Origin of the sequence: Caulobacter segnis, assembly GCF_019931575.1 — a bacterium.
Lineage (GTDB): Bacteria > Pseudomonadota > Alphaproteobacteria > Caulobacterales > Caulobacteraceae > Caulobacter > Caulobacter segnis_C.
In genome coordinates this window covers 5,036,389-5,052,789 of the sequence record NZ_CP082923.1, presented here as the reverse complement: position 1 = coordinate 5,052,789, position 16,401 = coordinate 5,036,389, and the positions used below count along the sequence as shown (strand labels likewise).

The 16,401-nt window shown below is 69.4% G+C and carries 19 protein-coding genes; 10 read left to right on the top strand and 9 right to left on the bottom strand.

The features are described 5' to 3' along the window. The first annotated feature begins 35 nt into the window (after window positions 1-35). A complete protein-coding gene (gene rimM, locus K8940_RS23175; RefSeq protein ID WP_223392382.1) occupies window positions 36-599 on the top strand; it encodes a ribosome maturation factor RimM in 564 nt (187 codons plus the stop codon). A 23-nt stretch (window positions 600-622) separates the two neighbouring features. Next, entirely contained in the window at window positions 623-1,189 is a 567-nt protein-coding gene (locus K8940_RS23170) for an NUDIX hydrolase (protein ID WP_223392381.1), read from the top strand. Window position 1,190: 1 nt separating this feature from the next. Here the strand turns inward: K8940_RS23170 and K8940_RS23165 are convergent, their stop codons facing one another. Next, a complete protein-coding gene (locus K8940_RS23165) occupies window positions 1,191-2,045 on the bottom strand; it encodes an acyl-CoA thioesterase (RefSeq protein WP_223392380.1) in 855 nt (284 codons plus the stop codon). Between the two features lie 81 nt (window positions 2,046-2,126). Between K8940_RS23165 and K8940_RS23160 the strand changes: the two genes are divergently transcribed. After that, entirely contained in the window at window positions 2,127-3,050 is a 924-nt protein-coding gene (locus K8940_RS23160) for a histone deacetylase (RefSeq protein ID WP_223392379.1), read from the top strand. A gap of 82 nt (window positions 3,051-3,132) precedes the next feature. Here the strand turns inward: K8940_RS23160 and K8940_RS23155 are convergent, their stop codons facing one another. The 3 genes from K8940_RS23155 to K8940_RS23145 all read right to left on the bottom strand — a co-directional run bounded on the left by K8940_RS23155 (window position 3,133) and on the right by K8940_RS23145 (window position 4,367). Then, a complete protein-coding gene (locus tag K8940_RS23155) occupies window positions 3,133-3,231 on the bottom strand; it encodes a hypothetical protein (RefSeq protein WP_223392378.1) in 99 nt (32 codons plus the stop codon). Window positions 3,232-3,450: 219 nt separating this feature from the next. After that, window positions 3,451-3,870, bottom strand: a complete 420-nt coding sequence (locus tag K8940_RS23150; RefSeq protein ID WP_223392377.1) for a PaaI family thioesterase — start codon at window positions 3,868-3,870, stop codon at window positions 3,451-3,453. Beyond that, complete coding sequence (locus tag K8940_RS23145; RefSeq protein ID WP_223392376.1) at window positions 3,870-4,367, bottom strand: PaaI family thioesterase; 498 nt, start codon at window positions 4,365-4,367, stop codon at window positions 3,870-3,872. The genes K8940_RS23150 and K8940_RS23145 overlap by 1 nt, the downstream gene beginning before the upstream one ends. 25 nt (window positions 4,368-4,392) lie before the next feature. Here K8940_RS23145 and K8940_RS23140 point away from each other — a divergent pair, with 25 nt between their 5' ends. After that, entirely contained in the window at window positions 4,393-5,421 is a 1,029-nt protein-coding gene (locus tag K8940_RS23140) for a ligase-associated DNA damage response exonuclease (protein ID WP_223392375.1), read from the top strand. A 15-nt stretch (window positions 5,422-5,436) separates the two neighbouring features. Here the strand turns inward: K8940_RS23140 and K8940_RS23135 are convergent, their stop codons facing one another. Then, window positions 5,437-6,594 carry a citrate synthase family protein gene (locus K8940_RS23135; RefSeq protein WP_223392374.1) on the bottom strand — a complete coding sequence of 386 codons (1,158 nt, stop codon included), beginning with the start codon at window positions 6,592-6,594 and terminating at the stop codon, window positions 5,437-5,439. Window positions 6,595-6,669: 75 nt separating this feature from the next. On the opposite strand from K8940_RS23135, the gene K8940_RS23130 reads away from it, so the two are divergent. The 5 genes from K8940_RS23130 (at window position 6,670) to queG (ending at window position 12,101) form a co-directional block, all read left to right on the top strand. Further along, entirely contained in the window at window positions 6,670-7,755 is a 1,086-nt protein-coding gene (locus tag K8940_RS23130; RefSeq protein ID WP_223392373.1) for a citrate synthase/methylcitrate synthase, read from the top strand. Window positions 7,756-7,786: 31 nt separating this feature from the next. After that, a complete protein-coding gene (locus K8940_RS23125) occupies window positions 7,787-8,716 on the top strand; it encodes a cation diffusion facilitator family transporter (RefSeq protein WP_223392372.1) in 930 nt (309 codons plus the stop codon). Between the two features lie 31 nt (window positions 8,717-8,747). After that, window positions 8,748-10,199, top strand: a complete 1,452-nt coding sequence (gene rfaE1, locus K8940_RS23120) for a D-glycero-beta-D-manno-heptose-7-phosphate kinase (protein ID WP_223392371.1) — start codon at window positions 8,748-8,750, stop codon at window positions 10,197-10,199. A 116-nt stretch (window positions 10,200-10,315) separates the two neighbouring features. Then, window positions 10,316-11,002 carry a glutathione S-transferase family protein gene (locus tag K8940_RS23115; RefSeq protein WP_223392370.1) on the top strand — a complete coding sequence of 229 codons (687 nt, stop codon included), beginning with the start codon at window positions 10,316-10,318 and terminating at the stop codon, window positions 11,000-11,002. Further along, window positions 10,983-12,101 (top strand): tRNA epoxyqueuosine(34) reductase QueG, encoded by a 1,119-nt coding sequence (gene queG / locus K8940_RS23110; protein ID WP_223392369.1) that lies wholly within the window; start codon window positions 10,983-10,985, stop codon window positions 12,099-12,101. The genes K8940_RS23115 and queG overlap by 20 nt, the downstream gene beginning before the upstream one ends. Here the strand turns inward: queG and K8940_RS23105 are convergent. Further along, window positions 12,098-12,973, bottom strand: a complete 876-nt coding sequence (locus K8940_RS23105; RefSeq protein ID WP_223392368.1) for a UTP--glucose-1-phosphate uridylyltransferase — start codon at window positions 12,971-12,973, stop codon at window positions 12,098-12,100. The genes queG and K8940_RS23105 overlap by 4 nt on opposite strands. 163 nt (window positions 12,974-13,136) lie before the next feature. Here K8940_RS23105 and K8940_RS23100 point away from each other — a divergent pair, with 163 nt between their 5' ends. Beyond that, window positions 13,137-13,634: an FKBP-type peptidyl-prolyl cis-trans isomerase gene (locus K8940_RS23100; protein ID WP_223392367.1), complete on the top strand. Its 498-nt coding sequence runs from the start codon at window positions 13,137-13,139 to the stop codon at window positions 13,632-13,634. Window positions 13,635-13,637: 3 nt separating this feature from the next. Here K8940_RS23100 and K8940_RS23095 read toward each other — a convergent pair whose 3' ends face one another. From K8940_RS23095 to rfbC, 3 genes are all read right to left on the bottom strand, one after another. Continuing rightward, window positions 13,638-14,840, bottom strand: coding sequence for a threonine ammonia-lyase (locus K8940_RS23095; RefSeq protein WP_223392366.1), 1,203 nt, complete (start codon window positions 14,838-14,840; stop codon window positions 13,638-13,640). Between the two features lie 76 nt (window positions 14,841-14,916). Further along, window positions 14,917-15,819, bottom strand: coding sequence for an alpha/beta fold hydrolase (locus K8940_RS23090; protein WP_223395964.1), 903 nt, complete (start codon window positions 15,817-15,819; stop codon window positions 14,917-14,919). Beyond that, complete coding sequence (gene rfbC, locus K8940_RS23085; RefSeq protein WP_223392365.1) at window positions 15,819-16,382, bottom strand: dTDP-4-dehydrorhamnose 3,5-epimerase; 564 nt, start codon at window positions 16,380-16,382, stop codon at window positions 15,819-15,821. Before rfbC ends, K8940_RS23090 begins: the two co-directional genes overlap by 1 nt. Window positions 16,383-16,401: the final 19 nt, after the last annotated feature.

Genomic DNA, 16,401 nt, shown 5'->3' with positions numbered 1-16,401 from the left:
CTCTTTCGAGGCGGCGGCGCGACTCTGTCCAGACCATGGCCGCATCTTCCGATGATCCGCTGATCCTGGTCGGCCGCGTGGCCGGCGGCTTCGGCGTGCGCGGCGAGGTGCGGATCTCGACCTATACCGAAGACCCGATGAGCATCGCGGCCTTCAAGACGCTGAAGCGCCAGGACGGCTCGGTCGCCCTGAGCATCACTTCGGCGCGCAAGACAAAGGACGGCGTCGTCTGCCGTTGTCCGGGCGTCGAGACCAAGGAAGCCGCCGACGCGCTGCGCGGGCTTCGCCTTTATGTCCCCCGCTCGGCCCTGCCCGAGCCCGACGAGGACGAGTTCTATCTCACGGATCTCGTGGGTTTGACCGTCCGCCACATCCAGACCGACGTCCTGCTGGGCCGCGTGAAGAGCGTCCAGAATTTCGGCGCCGGCGACATTCTGGAGATCACCCCGGATCTTGGCGGTCCCACCTGGTACCTGCCGTTCACGCGGGCGGCTGTGCCCGAGGTCAAGATCGGCGAAGGTCTGATCCTGGCCGACCCGCCCGCCCTGGTGGGCGAGCAGGAAGGCCCCGCCGAGGAAGAGCTGGGCGAGCGGGACTGATTTTCCGCGAAGGAGCATGCGCAGTGACGTCGGACGGAAAGTGGCGGGTCACCGCCTCGCGCCATGTTCACAAGGATCGCTGGATCAGCCTGCGCGCGGACGACTGCGTGACCGACGAGGGCGCGGTGGTCGCCCCCTACTATGTCCTGGAATATCGCGACTGGGTCGAGGTCGTGGCGCTGGACGCCGCCGACAATGTCCTGCTGGTCCGGCAGTACCGCCACGGCCTGGGCGACGTCTCCCTTGAACTGCCGGCCGGAAACATGGATCCGGGCGAGACCGATCCCGTCGAGGCGGCCCGGCGCGAACTGCTGGAGGAGGCGGGCTGCGCCGGGACCCTGACCCTGATCGGCGAAAGCCGGCCCAATGCCGCCAGTCATGCCAACCGGACCCACATCATCCTGGCCCGCGACGTTGTCCGCGTTGCCGATCCTCTGGACGATCCCGGCGAGCGCATCGAGAGCCTCTGGGTCTCGGCCGCCGAGGCCATTCGCATGGCCCTGGCCGGGGAGCTCACCAACGGCATGCAGGTCGCGGCCTTGCTGCGCGGTCTGGTCGCGGCGGGCGTGGCGAAGATCGACTCGATCTAGATTACGTCCGGACCCGCATCAGGCATTCCTGCGCCACCGAAGCCAGCAGCTTGCCGTCCTTGCTGAACATCTGGCCACGCACCAGGCCGCGACCGTGCGAGGCCGCCGGGCTGTCCTGGGCGAACAGGGTCCAGTCGTTGAAATCGAACGGCTGGTGGAACCACATGGCGTGGTCCAGGCTGGCGGCCTGCAGGCCGGGGGTCATCCAGATCAGGCCGTGCGGACGCAGGGCGCTTTCCATGAACGCCATGTCGGAAGCATAGGCCAGGGCAGCCTGCTGCATCTTGATGTCGTCGCCCAGCGGGGCCTTGGCCCGCATCCAGACGTTCTTGGTGCCCGACTTCCTGACCGGGGCGACCGGATTCTGCGGATCCTCCCAGCGCACGTCGACGGGGCGCGGCTTGCCGGCGATGGCCAGCATCTTGGGATGGATCTGGTCGCCCAGGCTCTTCAGGAACTCGACCTCGGTCGGCAGGCTTTCCGGGTCGGGCGCGTTCGGCATGTCCGACTGGTGCTCGAAGCCCTCTTCCGGCGTCTGGAACGAGGCGGCCAGGTTGAAGATCTGCTCGCCATGCTGGATGGCGGCCACCCGGCGGGTGGTGAAGGTGCCGCCGTCGCGGGCTCGCTCGACCTCGTAGAGCACGGGGGCGTTCACGTCGCCGGGACGGATGAAATAGGCGTGCAGGGAGTGGCAGATCCGGTCCGGCACGGTCTTGTAGGCCGCCAGCAGAGCCTGGGCGATCACCAGTCCGCCGAAGATGCGCGGGAAGCCGTCGTTGGGACTGACGCCTCGGAACAGGTTCACCTCGATCGCTTCGAGGTCGAGGATGTCGGCGAGGGTCTCGGTCGTCTGCATGACGCAGTGCGATAGGCCCGGTTCGGCGCCGCCGAAAGCCGTCACCTTGCGTCAGGCGAGCCGGCTCCCCATCGTGGGGCGATGTCGTCCTCTCCGCCCGTCATCCATCACCCTGCCTTCCGCGCCGAGATGCCGGCCGGGCACAGGTTTCCGATGGATAAGTTCTCGCGCCTGGCGACCGTGCTGGAGGCCGAGAGCATTCCGGGGCCGGACGGTTTCGTCCAACCCGAGTTCATCGATGTCGAGACCCTGCGGCTGGCCCATGCCGAAGACTATATCCGGGGCGTGATCGAGCTTTCCTTGCCGGCCGAGGTGGTCCGGCGCATCGGCATGCCCAATACCGACAGCGTCGCCACCCGGGCCCGCGCGGCGACCGGCGGCACCCTGCTGGCGGCCCGTCTGGCGCTGGAGCACGGGATCGCCTGCAACACGGCCGGCGGCAGCCATCACGCCTCGGCCGAGAGCGGCGCGGGGTTCTGCGTATTCAACGACGTGGCGGTGGCCGCGCGGCGGCTGTTGGCGGAAGGCGCGATCGGCAAGGCCCTGGTCGTCGATCTCGACGTCCACCAGGGCGACGGCACGGCGCGGATCTTCGAGGGCGATCCCAGCGTCTTCACCTTCTCGATGCACGCCGAAAAGAACTTCCCGCACCGCAAGGCGACCAGCGATCTCGACGTCGAGCTGGCCGACGGGACGGGCGACGATGCGTATCTGGAAAGGCTGGAAGGGATCCTGCCGGCGCTGCTGGGCAGCGTCCGGCCGGATATCGTCTTCTTCAATGCGGGGGTGGATCCGCACGCGGACGACAAGCTGGGCCGTCTGTCGCTGACCGATGACGGTCTGGGGCGACGAGAGGCCTATGTCCTGGGCGCTTGTCTTTCTCTTGAGATCCCCGTGGTCGGGGTCATCGGCGGCGGCTACGACGCGGATATCGATCGTCTGGCGGCTCGCCACGCCATCCTGCATCGGACGGCGAAAAGTCTTTATTCTTCAAGCAAGTCTTAGTCGTTCGGGGCGACCTGGAGATCGCCATCTCCGTCGGGGCGGCTCTCTGGGAGCGGCCCGACGGAGGCTAAGCGGCGATCACTTACAGGCTCGAAGCGAGCGAACCGGCGATAACGACGAGCGGCAGGACCGCGAGAACGAGCGAGGCGAGGCCGGCGACGGCGTTGGTCTTGAGAGTCATGGTCTTGATCCCTGTTTTCTTTAGGTCGGCGCCACGTCGGCGTCCGATGAGCAAGGATATAGGCGCTGACTCTCGTTAATGCACGTTACCCTTGCTTCATGACGCCGATTTAAGAAACTTTGTCGCACCTAACCGGCATTACAGGGGATTAATGTGGTCGTCTGTAACTGTTTCATCGGAAACTTTATCCGCTGAGACGATCCAGCGGGCACGTCTCCGTTAATCCTCGCTGGGCGCCACCAAAAAGAGTCCACGCAGGGTGGCGATCGGGGCCGAACGGGTCTCCTGCCAGGCCTCGACATGGACGTTGGCGATGCGCCGGCCCAGCTTCTTGATGCTGGCGCGGGCGTAGGTGGTCAGGGGGCGGCCCGAGCGCAGGTACTCGATCGAGACGTCGATCGTGCGCGGCTGGCGCTTCATCGGCGCGGCCACCGACAGCTGGGCCAGGGCGGTCATCTCCATGAAGGCGCCCAGCACCCCGCCGTGGATGGCGGGCAGCATCGGATTGCCGACGATGTGGTGGGCGAACGGCAGGATGGCGGTCATCTCGTCCCCGGCCAGCTCGGCCTTCACGCCCAGGAAGCGGGCGTAGGGAATGGCGTCCAGCATCGAGACCAGGCGGGTGTCGGCGTCGCTCATCAGTCCACGCTTCCCGTCTTGGCGCGCGGCTGGCGCGAGGGCTTGAGATTGGCGCCGGGCTTCTTGCCGGCGCTGGAGTCCAGCATGAAGGTCGCTTGGGCGGTGGCGACCGGATCCTCCGGGTCGCGGTCGTAGGCGACGGCGCGCACGAAGGCGATCGAACGGGTCATCTTGTAGCAGTGGGCGCGGGCCATGACGTCCAGGCCCGGCTCGGCCGGCCGCATGTAGTCGATGCGCAGGTCCAGGGTGGCGATCGAGGTCCAGGTCTCCATGGCCGCGTGCACGGCCTGACCGCTGGCGTGATCCAGCAGGGTGGTGACCACCCCGCCGGCGATGACGCCGGTCTCTGGATCGCCGACGATCTCGGGGCGGTAGGGGACCTTCAGCACGGCGACCGCGTCGCCGATCTCCAGGGTCGAAAAGCCCAGCGCCTTGGCCTGGGGGCTGCCCTCGTTCATCGCCGTGGCGATCATGCGGCTCTGTTCGTTGTCGCTCATGAGGATAGGCTTAGCGTCTCTTGCGTTGTCATATCCAGACGTGATCAGGCCCGAAGACCTTCTCTGTCCCCGGCCGGACGGCCTCTACTGTCCGCCGGGAGACTTCTATATCGACCCCGTCCGCCCCGTGGACCGGGCCGTGATCACCCATGGCCACGCCGACCACGCCCGCGCCGGCCACGGGGTGGCGGCCGCCACGCCCGAGACCCTGGCGATCATGGCGGTCCGCTATGGCGAGGATTTCGCCGGCCGCCGCGAGGCCGTGGCCTATGGCCAGAGCTTTGTGCGCGATGGGGTCGAGGTGACCCTGGTCCCGGCCGGCCACGTGCTGGGCTCGGCCCAGGCGGTGGTGCGCTGGAAGGGGCTGACCATGGTGGTGTCCGGCGACTACAAGCGCCGCCGCGACCCGACCTGCGCCCTGTTCGAGCCCGTCCCCTGCGACGTCTTCATCACCGAGGCCACCTTCGGCCTGCCGGTCTTCCGCCATCCCGACGACGCGGGCGAGATCCGTAGTCTTCTGGCCTCGGTCGAGCAGTTTCCCGAGCGCTGCCACATCGTCGGGGCCTACGCCCTTGGCAAGGCCCAGCGGGTGATCAAGCTGCTGCGCGAGGGCGGCTGGGACAGGCCGATCTTCGTGCACGGGGCGCTGGAGCGGCTGAACGCCCTCTACGAGGCGCACGGGGTCGAGCTCGGGGCGCTGGCGCCGGCGACCGCCTCGGGTCCGAAGGACGCCTTCGCCGGCCAGATCATCATCGCCCCGCCCAGCGCCGTGGCCGACCGCTGGTCGCGGCGGTTCCCCGATCCCGTCGACTGCTTCGCCTCGGGCTGGATGCGGGTGCGAGCTCGCGCGCGGCAGCGGGGCGTCGAGCTGCCGCTGATCCTGTCCGATCACGCCGACTGGGACGAGCTGACGGCGACCCTGAGCGAGCTGCGCCCCGGCGAGGTCTGGATCACTCACGGCCGCGAGGAGGCCCTGGAGCGGTGGTGCGAACTGGAAGGCCTGCCGGCGCGGGCCTTGCGGCTGGTCGGTTACGACGAGGAGGAGGGGGAGTAAAATGTCCTTCCCCCATCAAGGGGAGGGGATTGGGTTTTCCCCCACATACCGCGCTCTCGGCCGGATCAGCCGTCCCGTCTGCAGCTGCTCGATCGCGTGCGCCGCCCAGCCCGCGCTTCTTGCCGTGGCGAACAGGATGAAGGGCGCGTCGGGCGGCAGTTTCAGGGTTCGGGCCAGACTGACCAGGGCGAAGTCGATATTGGGCGCGAGGCCGGTGGCGGTTTCGGTGGCCGCGCGCAGTTCGGCCAGCAGGGGCGGGGCCTCGAACGCCGCCAGCAGGGCCGCGGCGCGCGGGTCGCCATCGGGATAGAGCGGATGGTCGAAGCCGGGCATCGACGCGCCGCGCGCCAGCCGGGCCGAGACTGCATGGGCCGCATCGCGCCGCTCGGCCTCCTCGACGAAGGCCTCGACCCGCGCGGCCATCCCGCCGTGCAGGGGGCCTGACAGGGCCGAAAGGCCCGCCAGGCAGGCCGCCGACAACGACGCCCCGGTCGAGGCCGCCACCCGCGCGGCGAAGGTCGAGGCGTTCAGCTCGTGGTCGGCCAGCAGGACGAGCGTCCGGCGGACGAGGTCGGCGCCGGCGGCGTCCAGGCCCCAAGCGGCGGCGAAGCGGGCGTGGGCCGGGCCCTCCCCGGCTTGCCCCGTGGCGGCGTCGACCACGGCTTCCAGCAGGTCGGCGGCCTCCATGGCGAGCGCGAGCGGCGCGCGACCTCGGGCCGGGGGCTCGCGACCAGCGCGGGCGGCGAGAGTGAGAAACAGCCGCGCTCGCGCGCTGTCGGCGCTCGGCGGCTCAGGCCGTCGGGACGACTTTAGCGCCGCGCCGTGGCCGCCGCGCAGCAGCCGGCCGACATTCTCCAGCGTCAGGCCCTGCTCGGCCAGTTCGACGGCGTCGCGGCCGCGATACCAGAGACGGCCGCCGGCGATGGTGGTGATGGCCGAGGGCAGGACCGGCTCGCCCCAGGCGATGGCCTCGGCCGCGACATCGGCGGCGCGGCGGCCGCGCGCCTTCTTCTGGGCCAGGGCCGCCACGTCCGAGGCGCGATAGAGGCTGCGGCGCGGGTCGTGCGGATGGGCGGCGGCCTCGATCCGCCCTCGGCTGACATAGGCGTACAAGGTCTGCGGCCGGATCCCCAGCCGCTCCAGCACCTGATCCGCGTCCAACCAATCGGCCATATAGATTGATTATATTGATCAAGATTGACGATCAAGCCTTGAGCGCGTGTTTTGCCGCTCGAAAGGAGACCGCACATGTCCGATGGTCTTGAGGGCGTCATCGCCGCCCGCACCGTTCTGTCCGATGTCGACGGGGCCAAGGGCCGCCTGGTGATCCGGGGCTACGCCGTCGAGGATCTCTCCGGCCGCACCCGCTACGAGGAGGCCGCCCACCTGCTGTTCGACGGCTTCTTCGAGGACGCGCCGTCGGATCTGGCGCCGGCCCTGGGCGAGGCCCGGGTCCGCGCCTTCGCCGAGGTGGCCGCCTTGGACGAAGCCCTGGCCCGCCGCGATCCGGTCGAGGCGATGCGCGCCCTGCTGGCCCGCCTGCCCGACGGCGATGACCTGCCGACCGCCCTGCTGCTGATCGCCGCCCCGGCCGTCTTCACCCCCGCCGTGCTGCGCGTCGCCAAGGGCCAGAGCCCGGTCGTCCCCGACCCGGCCCTGTCGCATGCCGCCGACATCCTGCGGATGGCGCGCGGGACGCCGGCCACCGACGCCGAGGCCGCCGCGCTCGACGCCTATCTGGTCACGGTCTGCGACCATGGCCTCAACGCCTCGACCTTCGCCGCGCGGGTGGTGGCTTCCACTCGCGCGGGCCTGACCTCGGCGGTGCTGGCCGGCCTCTCGGCCCTGAAGGGCCCGCTGCACGGCGGTGCGCCGGGGCCGGTGATCGAGATGCTGGACGCGATCGGCGCGCCGCAGAACGCCCGCCCCTGGCTGGAAAAGGCCCTGGCGCGCGGCGACCGGCTGATGGGCTTCGGTCACCGCATCTACCGGGTCCGCGATCCGCGCGCCGACGCCCTGAAGGCGGCCGTGCGCAAGTTGGCGGCGGCCTCGCCCAGCCTGCCCGGCCGCGTCGCCTTCGCCGAGGCGGTGGAGCAGGCGGCGCTGGAGATCCTGCGGGAGCACAAGCCCGACCGGCCGCTCGACACCAATGTCGAATTCTACACGGCGCTGCTGCTCGAGGCTTTGGGCCTGCCGCCCGCCAGCTTCACCTGCGTCTTCGCCATGGGCCGCGTCGCCGGCTGGCTGGCCCACGCCCGCGAACAGCTGGCCGGGGGCCGGCTGATCCGGCCGCAGTCGGTCTATGTCGGTCCTGAAGTGCGCGCGGCGGCTTAGCCTTCGGCGCGGGGTGCGGTAGATAGGGACCATGTCCCTGTCCGCCGCCTCGCCCGAAACCCGCGCCGCCACCCAGCGGGTCGCCCTGCTGTCGGTGGCGACGGCGGCGGTCCTGATCGTGGTCAAGGCCATCGCCTGGCGGGCCAGCGGCTCGGTGGCGATCCTGGCCTCGCTGTCGGACTCGGCCCTGGACCTGGTCGCCTCGCTCATCACCGTCTACGCCGTGCGCTACGCGGCCGTGCCGCCGGACGCCGAGCACCGCTTCGGCCATGGCAAGGCCGGGGCCTTCTCCAGCCTGCTGCAGGGCGGCCTGGTGTTCGCCTCGGGCGCCCTGATCGGCCGCGAGGCCATCGCCGCCTTCCTGCACCCGCGCCCGGTCGAGCACGGCCTGGCCGGCGTGATCGTGATGATCGTCTCGATCGTCCTGACCCTGGCCCTGATCACCGCCCAGAGCCGGGTGCTGAAGGCGAGCGGCTCAATCGCCATCGCCGGCGACCGCGCCCACTACGCCGCCGACCTGGGCTCCAACGCGGTGGCTCTGGTCGGGGTGGCGGCGGCCGGTTGGCTGGGCTTGTCCTGGGTCGACGCGGCGGCGGGTCTGATCGTGGCGCTGTGGCTGATCTGGGGCGCGGTCGGCGTCTTCCGGGAGGCCTCGGACCAGTTGCTGGATCGCGAGCTACCCGAGGCGGAGCGCGAGCGGATCGTGACCCTGGCCACGGCCGATCCACGCCTGCTGGGCGTGCACCAGCTGCGCACGCGAGCCTCGGGACCCTATATCCACATGCAGATGCACGCCGACCTGCCCGCCGACATCTCGCTGGCCGAGGCCCACAGCGTCATCGTCGCCGCCGAGAACCGCCTGCTGGAGGCCTTCCCCTCGGCCGACATCATCATCCACCCCGATCCGAGGGGCCTGGCCGAGAAGCACGGCGGCGTCTTCGCCGAGGGCGTCGAGGGTTGAGTTTTCGGGGCGGGCAGGTACGAAACTCCGCATGAACGACACCCTCGCCCACTTGCCCCGCGCCTTCGCCGGCAAGACCGTGCTGGTTCTCGGCGACGTGATGCTGGACCGCTTCATCTACGGCGCGGTCGACCGCATCTCGCCCGAAGCGCCGGTGCCGGTGATCGCGGTCGAGAAGGAGACGGCCATGCTGGGCGGGGCGGGCAATGTCGCCCGCAACGTCGCCGCCCTGGGCGCCAAGGCGGTGCTGATCGGCCTGATCGGCCAGGACGAGGCCGGCGCGGCCCTGCGCGGCATGATCGACGTCGAGCACGGGCTGGACGCCGAACTGGTCGCCGATCCCGCGCGTCGCACGACCGAAAAGGTCCGCTACATCTCCGGCGCGCACCAGATGCTGCGCGTCGACCGCGAGGATCGCGGACCCGGCGATGGCGCGGCCCTGCTGGCGGCGTTCAAGGCGCGCCTCGCCTCGGCGGATGTCGTGGTGCTGTCCGACTACGCCAAGGGGGTGCTGACCGCCGAGGTGGTGCGCGGGGCGATCGACGCCGCCCGCGCGGCCGGCAAGCCGGTGATCGTCGACCCCAAGAGCCGCGACTTCGCCCGCTACGACGGCGCGACCCTGATCAAGCCCAATCGCAAGGAGGCCGCCGAGGCCACCGGCGTCGTCGATAATTCCGACGAGGCTTCGGAAGAGGCCGGCGCGGCGATCCTGGCCATGGCGCCGGGGCTGCAAGCCGCCCTGATCACCCGCGGCGGCGCGGGCATGACCCTGTCCGTGCGCGGCCAGCCGCACGTCCACCTGCCGGCGACGGCGGTCGAGGTGTTCGACGTCTCGGGCGCGGGCGACACCGTGGCCGCGACCCTGGCCCTGGCCGTGGCGGCCGGCGCCAGCCTGGCCGACGCCGCCCACCTGGCCAACCTGGCCGGCGGCCTGGTGGTCGCCAAGCTGGGCACCGACGTGGTCACCGCCGCCGAACTGACCGCCCAGGCCGGTTCAGCCCAGGGCGAGCCCGGCGAGATCAAGATCGCCGATCGCGACCACGCCGCCGAGATCGTCGAGGGCTGGCGCGCCCGGGGCCTGAAGGTCGGGTTCACCAACGGCTGCTTCGACCTCTTGCATCCGGGTCACGTCTCGCTGCTCAGCCAGGCCAAGGCCGCCTGCGACCGGCTGATCGTCGGCCTCAACACCGACGCCTCGGTCTCGAAGCTGAAGGGCCCGACCCGCCCGGTGCAGAAAGAGCAGGGCCGCGCCACGGTGCTGGCCTCGCTGTCGTCGGTGGATCTGGTGGTGCTGTTCGACGAGGACACGCCGCTGGACCTGATCAAGGCCTTCCACCCCGACGTGCTGGTCAAGGGCGCGGACTACACGGTCGAGACCGTGGTCGGTTCCGACATCGTGCTCGGCTACGGCGGCAAGGTGGTGCTGGCCGAGCTGAAGCAAGGCCAGAGCACGACCAACCTCATTGCTCGCATGAACAGCTGACTCTGAGTAAAAGCGCCGCGCAAAAGCCTGGATTTCCAGGCTAAACGCCGTTCGGCAATCTCTTGTTAAGCAAAGCGGCGCATCGCTCTTTCGATGCAGCCTGAGCGCACCTGGGCATGAGCGTCGAACGCACCCTCCACCATTTCCCCCTCGACCCCGCCTCGCGACAGGTGCGTCTGGCGCTGGGCGAAAAGCGGCTGCCGTTCGTCGAGATCCAGGTCCGCTACTGGGAGATGCCGCCCGAGTTCACCGCGCTGAACCCTTCGGGCCTGCCGCCAGTGCTGGTCGAGACCCGCAACCAGCGCAACCTGGTGGTCTGCGAGACGCGGGCCATTCTCGAGCACATCGAGGAGACGGAGACTGAGCCGCCGCTCTTGGGCCGCGACGCCGGCGAGCGCGCCGAGGCGCGTCGCCTGCTGCAGTGGTTCGACCGCAAGTTCGACAACGAGGTCAACGGCTTCCTGCTGCACGAGAAGATGGAGAAGCGCCTGCTGCGGATGGGCGCGCCGGACCTGGCCGCCCTGCGCCAGGGCCGTGAGGCGTTGCGCATGCACCTGGGCTATGTCGACGGCCTGCTGCAGACCCGCGACTGGCTGGCCGGTCGCCGCATGAGCCTGGCCGACTTCGCCGCCGCCGCGCACCTTTCCGTCATCGACTATTTCGGCGACGTGCCGTGGAAGGACTTCCCGACGGCCAAGACCTGGTACATGAAGCTGAAGTCGAGGCCGGCCTTCCGCCCGATCCTGGCCGACCGCTGGCCCGGCCTCGCGCCGGCCGCGCATTATGACGACCTCGATTTCTGACCTTTCGCCAGACGCGATCAAGGACGAGATCCGCGCCGAGGCCCTGACCCTGGGGTTCTCGACCTGCGGCTTCGCCGACGCGGCGGCCGCCTGGCCGAACGGCGAATGGCTGCGCGAATTCGTCGAGGCCGAGCGGCACGGCGACATGGGCTGGATGGAGGAGACGCTGGACCGGCGTTCTCACCCCACGGCCATGTGGACCGAGGCCAGGTCGGCGGTGGTGCTGGGCGTCAACTATGGCCCCGACATCGATCCGCTGGAGCAGCTGGCGGCAAAGAGCGGCGCGGCCATCTCGGTCTACGCCCAGGGCGACGACTATCACGACGTGATCAAGAAGCGTCTGAAGGTGCTGGCCGGCTGGATGCACCGCCGGTTCGGTCAGGACGTGAAGGTCTTCGTCGACACCGCGCCGCTGATGGAAAAGCCCCTGGCCCAGCGGGCCGGCCTGGGCTGGCAGGGCAAGCACACCAATCTGGTCTCGCGCCAGTTCGGCTCGTGGCTGTTCCTGGGCAGCGTGCTGACCACCCTGGACCTGCCGCCGGACGAGGCCGAGGTCGACCATTGCGGCCGGTGCAGCGCCTGCCTCGACATCTGCCCGACCAAGGCCTTCCCGGCCCCGCGGCAGCTGGATGCGCGGCGGTGCATCTCGTACCTGACCATCGAGCTCGCCGGGCCGATCCCGGCCGAGTTCCGGCCGGCCCTGGGCAACCGGATCTACGGCTGCGACGATTGCCTGGCGGTGTGCCCGTGGAACAAGTTCGCCTCGCTGTCGAACGAGGCCAAGCTGCAGGCGCGCGAGGGCCTGCGGCAGCCGTCGCTGGCCGAGCTGGCGGTGTTGGATGACGCCGAATTTCGGACTCTGTTCTCGAAGAACCCGATCAAGCGGATCGGCCGCGACCGCTTCGTGCGCAACGTGCTCTACGCGATCGGCAACAGCGGCGACGCCGGTCTCATGACGGTGGTCCAGCCGCTTCTGGCCGACCCCGCGCCGGTGGTGCGCGGCGCGGCCGTCTGGGCCGCGCGCCGTCTCATGGGCGAAGCGGCGCAGGCCCTCAAGGCGAACGAGGACGACGACGTCGTCCTCGCCGAATGGGCCTAGGCCTTCAGGGCCGCTTCCACGGCCGCGCGGGCCGCCGCGCCCAGGTCGGGACGCTTCAGGGCCAGGGCGACATTGGCCTTCAGCAGGCCGATCTTGTCGCCGCAGTCGTGGGTGGCGCCTTCGTAGACATAGGCGTGGAACTTCTGCTGGGTCATCAGCTTGGCCATCGAGTCCGTCAGCTGGATCTCGTTGCCCGCGCCCTTCTCCTGGCTGGCCAGCAGGCCGAAGATCTCGGGCTGCAGGATGTAGCGGCCGGCGATCGACCAGTTCGAGGGGGCCGTGCCCTTGGCCGGCTTCTCGACCATGCCGGTCATGGTGGCCAGGCGGCCGTTCACTTCGCCCGGGGCGACGATGCCGTACTTGTGGGTCTCGCTCTCGGGGACTTCCTCGACGCCGATGACGTTGCCGCCGCCGACCTTGTCATAGACCTCGATCAGCTGGCCCAGCGCCGAAGGATCGGCGTCGACGATGACGTCGGGCAGCATGACCGCGAATGGCTCGTCACCGATGATGTCGCGGGCGCACCATACCGCGTGGCCCAGGCCCAGCGGGGCCATCTGGCGCACGAAGCTCATCTCGCCGGGCTTGGGCAGTTCGTCCCGCAGCTGCTTGAGGATATCAAGCTTGCCCTTGGCCTCCAGCTGGCTTTCCAGCTCGATCTGGTGGTCGAAATAGTCCTCGATCGCGCCCTTGGAGCGGCCGGTGACGAAGACGAAGTGCTCGATGCCCGCCTTGCGGCCTTCCTCGACGATGTACGACAGGATCGGCCGGTCGACCACGTTCAGCAGTTCCTTCGGCGTGGTCTTGGTGCCCGGCAGCACACGGGTGCCGAGACCGGCGACGGGAAGGACGGCTTTACGAACGGGTTTCATGGGCGTCTCGTCTGAGTATTGGGTGGTCGTTTCTAGAAAACGTTTCCACCGAAAGCCACCACTGTTCCGTGAAAATTGTTCGCCCGCGACAACGTGTTCGTCCGGAGATGGAATCCCGGGCGGTCCGTGCTAGCTGAGCGGTCTGGTTGTTCGAGGTTTTTTCATGCATCGCCGCGCCCTGCTCTTCACCCTCGCCGCCGCCGGCCTGACCCTGGCCGCCTGCGGTCCCAGCAAGAAGGCGCAGGAGAACCTGACCGTCGCCGACGCCTTCATGGCCAAGAACGCCAAGGAGCCCGGCGTCGTCACCCTGCCGGAAGGCGTGCAGTACCGGGTGGTGCGCGAAGGGCCGAACGGCGGCATGCACCCGACCAAGGCCGACGAGGTCAAGGTCCACTACGAGGGCAAGCTGCTGGACGGCACGGTGTTTGACAGCAGCTATGAGCGCGGCGTGCCGGCGGTGTTCCCGCTGGATGGCCTGGTGCCGGCCTGGATCATCGCCTTGCAGCGCATGAAGGCCGGGGACGAGTGGATCCTCTATGTGCCGCCGGCCCTGGGCTATGGCGCCCAGGACAAGGGCCCGATCCCGGCCAACAGCGTGATGATCTTCCGCATCGAGCTCTTGGACGTGAACCGGATCGGACCGGGCAAGCCGAAACAGTAAGGTTTAGACGACCCGCGGCGGGTAGCCGCTCTCGCGCAGGGCGTCCATGACCTCCTGGGTGTGCTGAGCGTCGCGGGTCTCGATGGTGATGTCGAATTCCGCGCCCTTGGCCGGGACGTCCAGGGCCAGGCGGTTGTGGTTGACCTCGATGATGTTGGCGCCCATCGCGCCGATCACGCTGGCCACGGTCGACAGCAGGCCCGGGCGGTCGTCGCCGATGATCCGCAGGGAGGCCAGGCGCTGGGCGCGGACCAGTTCGCGGGTCAGGACCGAGGCCAGCAGGCGGGTGTCGATATTGCCGCCGCACAGGATCAGGCCGCACTTCTTGCCCCGGAAGCGTTCCGGATAGGCCAGCAGCGCCGCCAGAGAGGCCGCGCCGGCGCCCTCGGCGATGGTCTTCTCGACATTGCAGTACAGCGAGACGGCCTGCTCCAGGTGCGGCTCTTCCAGCAGCAGCACGTCGTCGATCAGCGGGCGCACCACGCCGTAGGTCAGGTCGCCGACCTGCTTGACCGCCACGCCCTCAGCAATGGTCTGGCCGCCGCAGTGGGCCGCGACGCCGCGCATGCGGGCGGTGAAGGACGGGTACATGGCCGGCTCGCAGCCGATGATGCGGATGTCGGGCTTCAGGGCCTTGGCCGCCGTGGCCACGCCGCTGATCAGGCCGCCGCCGCCGATCGGCACGGGCAGGACCTCCAGGTCCGGCGCGTCCTCCAGCATCTCCAGGGCGATCGTGCCCTGGCCGGCCATGATGTCGTAGTCGTCGAACGGATGGACGAAGGTCAGGCCCTGCTCGTCGCGCAGCTTGCGGGCGTGGGTGTTGGCGTCGTCATAGGTCTCGCCCTCGATGATCACGGTCGCGCCGAAGTCGCGGGTGTGCTGCACCTTCACGAACGGCGTGGTGCGGGGCATGACGATGGTGACGGGCACGCCCAGGCGGGCGCCGTGATAGGCCAGCCCTTGCGCGTGATTGCCGGCGCTGGCGGCGATGACGCCCTTGGCCTTCTCGGCTTCCGACAGCAGCATCAGCTTGTTCAGCGCGCCGCGCTCCTTGTAGGCGGCGGTGAACTGCAGGTTCTCGAACTTCACCCACACCTCGGCGCCGGTGATCTTCGAGAGGGTCTTGGAGTGGCGGCAGGGCGTGCGCTCGATCTGACCCTTCAGGCGGCCGGCGGCGGCTTGGATGGCGGCGAGGTCGAGGGTCATCGGTCAGCACTCTGTCGCGGCGAGAAACGAGCCGTGGCGGGCGTCTAGCACGGCCGAGCCATCCGGGCACACCCCTTTAGGGCGCGGTCTCCAGCAGGTTTTCTATGGCGGCCCAGGCTTCCGGCTCCACCAGCATCGGCGCGTGCCCGACGCCGGGGACCTCGGCGTAGGCCATGTGGGGCGCGGCCGCGCGCATGCGCTCGGCGATGGCGGGGTCGATCAGGTCCGAGATCCCGCCGCGCACCAGCAGCAGAGGACGGTCCTTCGCCAGGGCCCGGAACAGCGGATACATGTCCGGCGGAGCCAGGGCCGCGCCGCCTTGGGCTTGGGTTTTCGCCGCGGCTTCGGCGGCGGCCTTGATCGGGGCCGAGATGTCCGGGTCGTAGGCTAGGACGTAGCCGCCGTCCTGCTCGTCGAACAGCCGGCGGGCGAAGACGTCCCAGTCCTCGGGGCCGTAGCTCGGGAAGGCGGCCGCGTTGATCGCCCTGGCATAGGCGACGGCGTCGTCCCATGTCTCGAACCGGCTGGCCACGCCCGTATAGCCGGCGATGCGGGCCAGACCCACGGGCGACAGTTCGGGGCCAACGTCGTTCAGCACCGCCGCCGCGATCGCCTCGGGCTGGATCGAGGTCAGCACCATGGTGATCAGCCCGCCCATGCTAGTGCCGACGAACACCGCCTTCTCGATCCGGGCCGCCGCCAGCAGAGCCGTGATGTCGGCGGCGTAGGTCCCGGGATGGTAGTTCATCGGGTTAGGATCGGGGGCCGACAGGCCCCGGCCGCGTACGTCGACCGCCAACACCCGGCGGCCCATGGCGGCGATGCGCGGCGCCAGGTCCTCGAAGTCGCGGGCGTTGCGGGTCAGGCCATGGATGCAGATCACCGGCAGCTTCTGGGCGTCCCCGATTGGAGCGTAGTCCCGCGCGTGCAGCGGCAGGCCTTCGGGCGAGGTCCAGAAGAAGTCGGTGAAGCTCATGATCAGCCTTCGTAGGTGAACGGCGAGTCGATCTCGGCCAGCAGCGGCGCGGCGTTGTCGCGGTCGTTGGCGGTGATCTCGGTCACTGGGATCGGCCAGTCGATGCCGATGGCCGGGTCGCTCCAGCGCACCGCGCCTTCGGCCGCCGGGGCGTAGTAGTCGGTGACCTTGTAGAGCACCTCGCAGGCATCGGTCAGGGTGACGTAGCCGTGGGCGAAGCCCTTGGGGACCAGCAGCTGCTGGCGGTTGTCGGCCGACAGCTCGGCCCCGACCCACTGGCCGTAGGTCGGCGAGCCCTTCCGGATATCGACCGCCACGTCGAAGATCGCCCCGACCACGCAGCGCAAGAGCTTGTCTTGGGCGTGCGGCGGCTTCTGGTAGTGCAGGCCGCGCTGGATGCCGCGCGTCGTCGAGCGGACGTGGTTATCCTGCACGAACCCGGCCTTGAAACCCGCTTCCTCCAGCGCCGACTGGCGGAAGGTCTCGGAAAACCAGCCCCGCTCATCGCCATGGCGCGCGGGCGTGATAAGCAGCACTTCGGGGATCGCCAGCGGCGTGATCTTCATGACGCGTACTTTGATTTGA

Coding starts and splice junctions, on each gene's coding strand:
- rimM (WP_223392382.1), top strand. CDS start 36: ATGGCCGCATCTTCCGATGATCCGCTGATCCTGGTCGGCCGCGTGGCC.
- K8940_RS23165 (WP_223392380.1), bottom strand. CDS start 2,045: ATGCAGACGACCGAGACCCTCGCCGACATCCTCGACCTCGAAGCGATC.
- K8940_RS23160 (WP_223392379.1), top strand. CDS start 2,127: ATGTCGTCCTCTCCGCCCGTCATCCATCACCCTGCCTTCCGCGCCGAG.
- K8940_RS23155 (WP_223392378.1), bottom strand. CDS start 3,231: ATGACTCTCAAGACCAACGCCGTCGCCGGCCTCGCCTCGCTCGTTCTC.
- K8940_RS23150 (WP_223392377.1), bottom strand. CDS start 3,870: ATGAGCGACGCCGACACCCGCCTGGTCTCGATGCTGGACGCCATTCCC.
- K8940_RS23145 (WP_223392376.1), bottom strand. CDS start 4,367: ATGAGCGACAACGAACAGAGCCGCATGATCGCCACGGCGATGAACGAG.
- K8940_RS23135 (WP_223392374.1), bottom strand. CDS start 6,594: ATGGCCGATTGGTTGGACGCGGATCAGGTGCTGGAGCGGCTGGGGATC.
- K8940_RS23130 (WP_223392373.1), top strand. CDS start 6,670: ATGTCCGATGGTCTTGAGGGCGTCATCGCCGCCCGCACCGTTCTGTCC.
- K8940_RS23125 (WP_223392372.1), top strand. CDS start 7,787: ATGTCCCTGTCCGCCGCCTCGCCCGAAACCCGCGCCGCCACCCAGCGG.
- rfaE1 (WP_223392371.1), top strand. CDS start 8,748: ATGAACGACACCCTCGCCCACTTGCCCCGCGCCTTCGCCGGCAAGACC.
- K8940_RS23115 (WP_223392370.1), top strand. CDS start 10,316: ATGAGCGTCGAACGCACCCTCCACCATTTCCCCCTCGACCCCGCCTCG.
- queG (WP_223392369.1), top strand. CDS start 10,983: ATGACGACCTCGATTTCTGACCTTTCGCCAGACGCGATCAAGGACGAG.
- K8940_RS23105 (WP_223392368.1), bottom strand. CDS start 12,973: ATGAAACCCGTTCGTAAAGCCGTCCTTCCCGTCGCCGGTCTCGGCACC.
- K8940_RS23100 (WP_223392367.1), top strand. CDS start 13,137: ATGCATCGCCGCGCCCTGCTCTTCACCCTCGCCGCCGCCGGCCTGACC.
- K8940_RS23095 (WP_223392366.1), bottom strand. CDS start 14,840: ATGACCCTCGACCTCGCCGCCATCCAAGCCGCCGCCGGCCGCCTGAAG.
- rfbC (WP_223392365.1), bottom strand. CDS start 16,382: ATGAAGATCACGCCGCTGGCGATCCCCGAAGTGCTGCTTATCACGCCC.